Source organism: Tenacibaculum sp. M1.3A (genome assembly GCF_057732375.1).
On sequence record NZ_JBYJEF010000014.1, the window covers coordinates 1 to 5603 of the forward strand.

At 45.2% G+C, this 5603-nt stretch carries 2 tRNA genes and 3 rRNA genes; all 5 read right to left on the reverse strand.

The features are described from left to right. Window positions 1-19 precede the first annotated feature (19 nt). The 5 genes from rrf to AC28QF_RS13770 all read right to left on the reverse strand — a co-directional run bounded on the left by rrf (window position 20) and on the right by AC28QF_RS13770 (window position 5167). Window positions 20-128, reverse strand: a 5S ribosomal RNA gene (rrf, locus tag AC28QF_RS13750). A 99-nt stretch (window positions 129-227) separates the two neighbouring features. After that, window positions 228-3111 (reverse strand): 23S ribosomal RNA (locus AC28QF_RS13755). Between the two features lie 220 nt (window positions 3112-3331). Next, window positions 3332-3408, reverse strand: a tRNA-Ala gene (locus AC28QF_RS13760). An 85-nt stretch (window positions 3409-3493) separates the two neighbouring features. Then, a tRNA-Ile gene (locus AC28QF_RS13765) sits at window positions 3494-3567 on the reverse strand. Between the two features lie 82 nt (window positions 3568-3649). After that, window positions 3650-5167: ribosomal RNA gene (locus AC28QF_RS13770) — 16S ribosomal RNA — on the reverse strand. Together the 16S, 23S and 5S rRNA genes with 2 tRNA genes alongside form the textbook arrangement of a ribosomal RNA operon. Window positions 5168-5603 lie beyond the last annotated feature (436 nt).

The following is a 5603-nucleotide window of genomic DNA, read 5'->3' on the forward strand; positions in this document are numbered from 1 at the left end:
TAAAGATTGAGGTTTAAAAGAAAGGCAACGACCTACTCTCCCACCATTGGCAGTACCATCGGCGCAAATGGGCTTAACTTCTCTGTTCGGGATGGAAAGAGGTGAGCCCCATTGCGATAATCACCTTAAATCGTTCAGTATATTTCAACTGTATAAGTTAACATATTAGTAAAATCATATCGTAAATTATCAAAAGAGTTTGCGTCCCGGTCCGAAGACCGGGAACTATACATAAGCCTATGGGTTATTAGTACTACTTGGCTATGACATTACTGCCTTTACACCTATAGCCTATCAACGTGGTAATCTTCCACGACCCTTTAAAGAAATCTCATCTTGTGGTGGGTTTCGCGCTTATATGCTTTCAGCGCTTATCCCTTCCCAACGTAGCTACTCTGCAATGCTCCTGGCGGAACAACAGATACACCAGAGGTTAGTTCAACTCGGTCCTCTCGTACTAAAGTCAAATCCACTCAAATTTCTAACGCCCACAGCAGATAGAGACCGAACTGTCTCACGACGTTCTGAACCCAGCTCGCGTGCCACTTTAATGGGCGAACAGCCCAACCCTTGGGACCTTCTCCAGCCCCAGGATGTGACGAGCCGACATCGAGGTGCCAAACCCCCCCGTCGATGTGAGCTCTTGGGGGAGATCAGCCTGTTATCCCCGGAGTACCTTTTATCCTTTGAGCGATGGCCCTTCCATGCGGAACCACCGGATCACTATGCTCTACTTTCGTACCTGATCGACCTGTATGTCTCTCAGTCAAGCTCCCTTATGCCATTGCACTCTACGCACGGTTACCAAACGTGCTGAGGGAACCTTTAGAAGCCTCCGTTACTCTTTTGGAGGCGACCACCCCAGTCAAACTACCCACCACGCACTGTTCTCATTGCTGAGTTAGACTCTAGATAAGCAAAGGGTGGTATTTCAAGGACAACTCCACAACGCCTAGCGACGCCGCTTCATAGTCTCCCACCTATCCTACACATTACTTATCCAAAACCAATACGAAGCTATAGTAAAGGTTCACGGGGTCTTTTCGTCCCGCTGCGGGTAATCGGCATCTTCACCGATACTACAATTTCACCGAGCTCATGGCTGAGACAGTGTCCAGATCGTTGCACCATTCGTGCAGGTCGGAACTTACCCGACAAGGAATTTCGCTACCTTAGGACCGTTATAGTTACGGCCGCCGTTTACTGGGGCTTCATTTCATTGCTTCGCCGAAGCTAACAACTCCACTTAACCTTCCAGCACCGGGCAGGTGTCAGGCCTTATACATCATCTTTCAATTTAGCAAAGCCCTGTGTTTTTGATAAACAGTCGCCTGGACCTTTTCACTGCGGCCCATCCGAAGATGGGCGACCCTTCTCCCGAAGTTACGGGTCGATTTTGCCTAGTTCCTTAGCCATGAATCACTCGAGCACCTTAGAATTCTCATCCCAACTACCTGTGTCGGTTTACGGTACGGGTTCTCATAATCTGAAGCTTAGAGGTTTTTCTTGGAAGCTTTTAGGCACACTATCAACGCATCCGAAGATTTGTTGTACTATCACACTTCACCTAGATCTGCGGATTTACCTACAGTCCTAATAGCTACATGTTTCAACGAACTATTCCGTCAGTTCGCGGTGCTTTCAATACTCCGTCACCCCATCGCAATTATAAGAAGTACAGGAATATTAACCTGTTATCCATCGACTACTCCCTTCGGATTCGCCTTAGGACCCGACTAACCCTCAGCTGATTAGCATCGCTGAGGAAACCTTAGTCTTTCGGTGAGGGGGTTTCTCGCCCCCTTTATCGTTACTTATGCCTACATTTTCTTTTCTATCCGCTCCAGCATACCTTACAGTACACCTTCGGCGCAAATAGAATGCTCCCCTACCACTTAGTTAATTCAATAACTAAATCCATAGCTTCGGTAATATGTTTATGCCCGATTATTATCCATGCAAAACCGCTCGACTAGTGAGCTGTTACGCACTCTTTAAATGAATGGCTGCTTCCAAGCCAACATCCTAGCTGTCTAAGCAGTTTCACCTCGTTAGTTCAACTTAACATATATTTGGGGACCTTAGCTGATGGTCTGGGTTCTTTCCCTCTCGGACATGGACCTTAGCACCCATGCCCTCACTGCTGAGTAACATTTTATAGCATTCGGAGTTTGTCAGGAATTGGTAGGCGGTGAAGCCCCCGCATCCAATCAGTAGCTCTACCTCTATAAAATTTTCGCTCAACGCTGCACCTAAATGCATTTCGGGGAGTACGAGCTATTTCCGAGTTTGATTGGCCTTTCACCCCTACCCACAGGTCATCCAAAGACTTTTCAACGTCAACTGGTTCGGTCCTCCACTGTATGTTACTACAGCTTCAACCTGCCCATGGGTAGATCACTCGGTTTCGCGTCTACTACTACTAACTATGGTCGCCCTATTCAGACTCGCTTTCGCTTCGGCTCCGGACCTTAAATCCTTAACCTTGCTAGTAACAGTAACTCGTAGGCTCATTATGCAAAAGGCACGCCGTCACACAGTAAATGTGCTCCGACCGCTTGTAGGCGTACGGTTTCAGGTTCTATTTCACTCCCTTACTTAGGGTTCTTTTCACCTTTCCCTCACGGTACTAGTTCACTATCGGTCTTTCAGGAGTATTTAGCCTTACCGGATGGTCCCGGTGGATTCATACAGGATTACTCGTGTCCCGCACTACTCAGGGTACTGCTATATCTTCTTCGCTTACCTATACTAGACTATCACTATCTTTGGTTTGTCTTTCCAGACAATTCTAGTTCACTTAGATTCTAATCTCGCAGCCCTACAACCCCATATTTGCCGTAACAAATATGGTTTGGGCTAATCCGCGTTCGCTCGCCACTACTAACGGAATCACTATTGTTTTCTCTTCCTCCGGTTACTTAGATGTTTCAGTTCACCGGGTTTGCCCCTCTTACGAGGTGATATGTCTTCAACATACCGGGTTGCCCCATTCGGAAATTAACGGATCATAAAATATGTGCTTCTCCCCGTTACTTATCGCAGCTTATCGCGTCCTTCATCGCCTCTGAAAGCCTAGGCATCCGCCATACGCCCTTATTTAGCTTATTGTACTTTTTGCTCTAAATATCTCTATTTAGAACGAGCTCTTTATAATTTATTATAAAAAATATTTGTTAATCTTGCGATTAACTCTCTATCTTGATTTCTTTACGATATCATTTTACCAATATGTCAATGAACATTGCGAATCGAAATTGATAAGTATTTTATCAACTTGATTCTTATAACACTCTGAAACAATTTTTACAAATTGCCTCTAGGTGCTACCTGGTGGAGAATATCGGAGTCGAACCGATGACCTCTTGCGTGCAAGGCAAGCGCTCTAGCCAACTGAGCTAATCCCCCATTATAAAACTCTAGATTACTATCCAGATTTGAATGTCGAATCCTCTTGTTTCCAGAATTTCCTTTCTAATAACTTGCCTTTTTGTAGTCTCAGGCAGACTCGAACTGCCGACCTCTACATTATCAGTGTAGCGCTCTAACCAGCTGAGCTATGAGACTATAATAGCTTGTTATTAGTGTTTTTTTAAAATTAACAGCAAAGAGTAAAACTTCCCTTTTGTAACTCACCATCTTTCTCTAGAAAGGAGGTGTTCCAGCCGCACCTTCCGGTACGGCTACCTTGTTACGACTTAGCCCTAGTTACCAGTTTTACCCTAGGTCGCTCCTTGCGGTAACGAACTTCAGGCACCCCCAGCTTCCATGGCTTGACGGGCGGTGTGTACAAGGCCCGGGAACGTATTCACCGGATCATGGCTGATATCCGATTACTAGCGATTCCAGCTTCACGGAGTCGAGTTGCAGACTCCGATCCGAACTGTGATATGGTTTATAGATTCGCTCCTGGTCGCCCAGTGGCTGCTCATTGTCCATACCATTGTAGCACGTGTGTAGCCCAGGACGTAAGGGCCGTGATGATTTGACGTCATCCCCACCTTCCTCACGGTTTGCACCGGCAGTCTCGCTAGAGTCCTCAGCATTACCTGTTAGCAACTAACAATAGGGGTTGCGCTCGTTATAGGACTTAACCTGACACCTCACGGCACGAGCTGACGACAACCATGCAGCACCTTGTAAATTGCCCGAAGGAAAACCGATCTCTCAGCCTGTCAATCTACATTTAAGCCCTGGTAAGGTTCCTCGCGTATCATCGAATTAAACCACATGCTCCACCGCTTGTGCGGGCCCCCGTCAATTCCTTTGAGTTTCAGTCTTGCGACCGTACTCCCCAGGTGGGATACTTATCACTTTCGCTTAGTCACTGAGTCGAAACCCAACAACTAGTATCCATCGTTTACGGCGTGGACTACCAGGGTATCTAATCCTGTTCGCTCCCCACGCTTTCGTCCATGAGCGTCAGTATATACGTAGTAGACTGCCTTCGCAATCGGTATTCTAAGTAATATCTATGCATTTCACCGCTACACTACTTATTCTATCTACTTCCGTATAACTCAAGTCAACCAGTATCAAAGGCAGTTCCATCGTTGAGCGATGGGCTTTCACCTCTGACTTAATTGACCGCCTGCGGACCCTTTAAACCCAATGATTCCGGATAACGCTTGGACCCTCCGTATTACCGCGGCTGCTGGCACGGAGTTAGCCGGTCCTTATTCTTACAGTACCGTCAAGGCCGTACACGTACGACTGTTTCTTCCTGTATAAAAGCAGTTTACAACCCATAGGGCAGTCATCCTGCACGCGGCATGGCTGGTTCAGAGTTGCCTCCATTGACCAATATTCCTCACTGCTGCCTCCCGTAGGAGTCTGGTCCGTGTCTCAGTACCAGTGTGGGGGATAATCCTCTCAGACCCCCTACCTATCGTCGCCATGGTAAGCCGTTACCTTACCATCTAGCTAATAGGACGCATAGTCATCTTGTACCCATAAATGTTTAATATTAAAGAGATGCCTCTTCAATACATTATGGAGTGTTAATCTTCATTTCTAAAGGCTATCCTCCTGTACAAGGCAGATTCTATACGCGTTACGCACCCGTTCGCCGGTCGTCATCTGTGCAAGCACAATGTTACCCCTCGACTTGCATGTGTTAAGCCTGCCGCTAGCGTTCATCCTGAGCCAGGATCAAACTCTTCATTGTATATTTTAAATAATATTAATGAATAAGTTTCAAAAGAATTTGTTCTAACGAATTAGAACGTGGTTATTCTACTCTTTATTTACGCTGTCAATTTCAATATTTTCAATGAACTTTTAGGGCATCGCACTCATGCTGTAAAACACTCGTTATAAATCCTAATTTTGTAGAAATGCTAGATTCGAACTAACTGACTTTTATTTCAAAATCATTCCAAAATTTCCCTGATCGTATCGCTTTCTCAAAGCGGTTGCAAATCTATAAACTTTTCTAAAACTGACAAAACTTTTTGAAGCTTTTTTTAAATTTATTTTTACAACATTTTAATGAACTATTTCCCCTAAATCGGACTGCAAAGATACTCTCTTTAATTAGTAGCAAACAAGAAAAAATTAACTTATTTTTTACATTTTATTAAAACTATCTTAACCAGTATTTT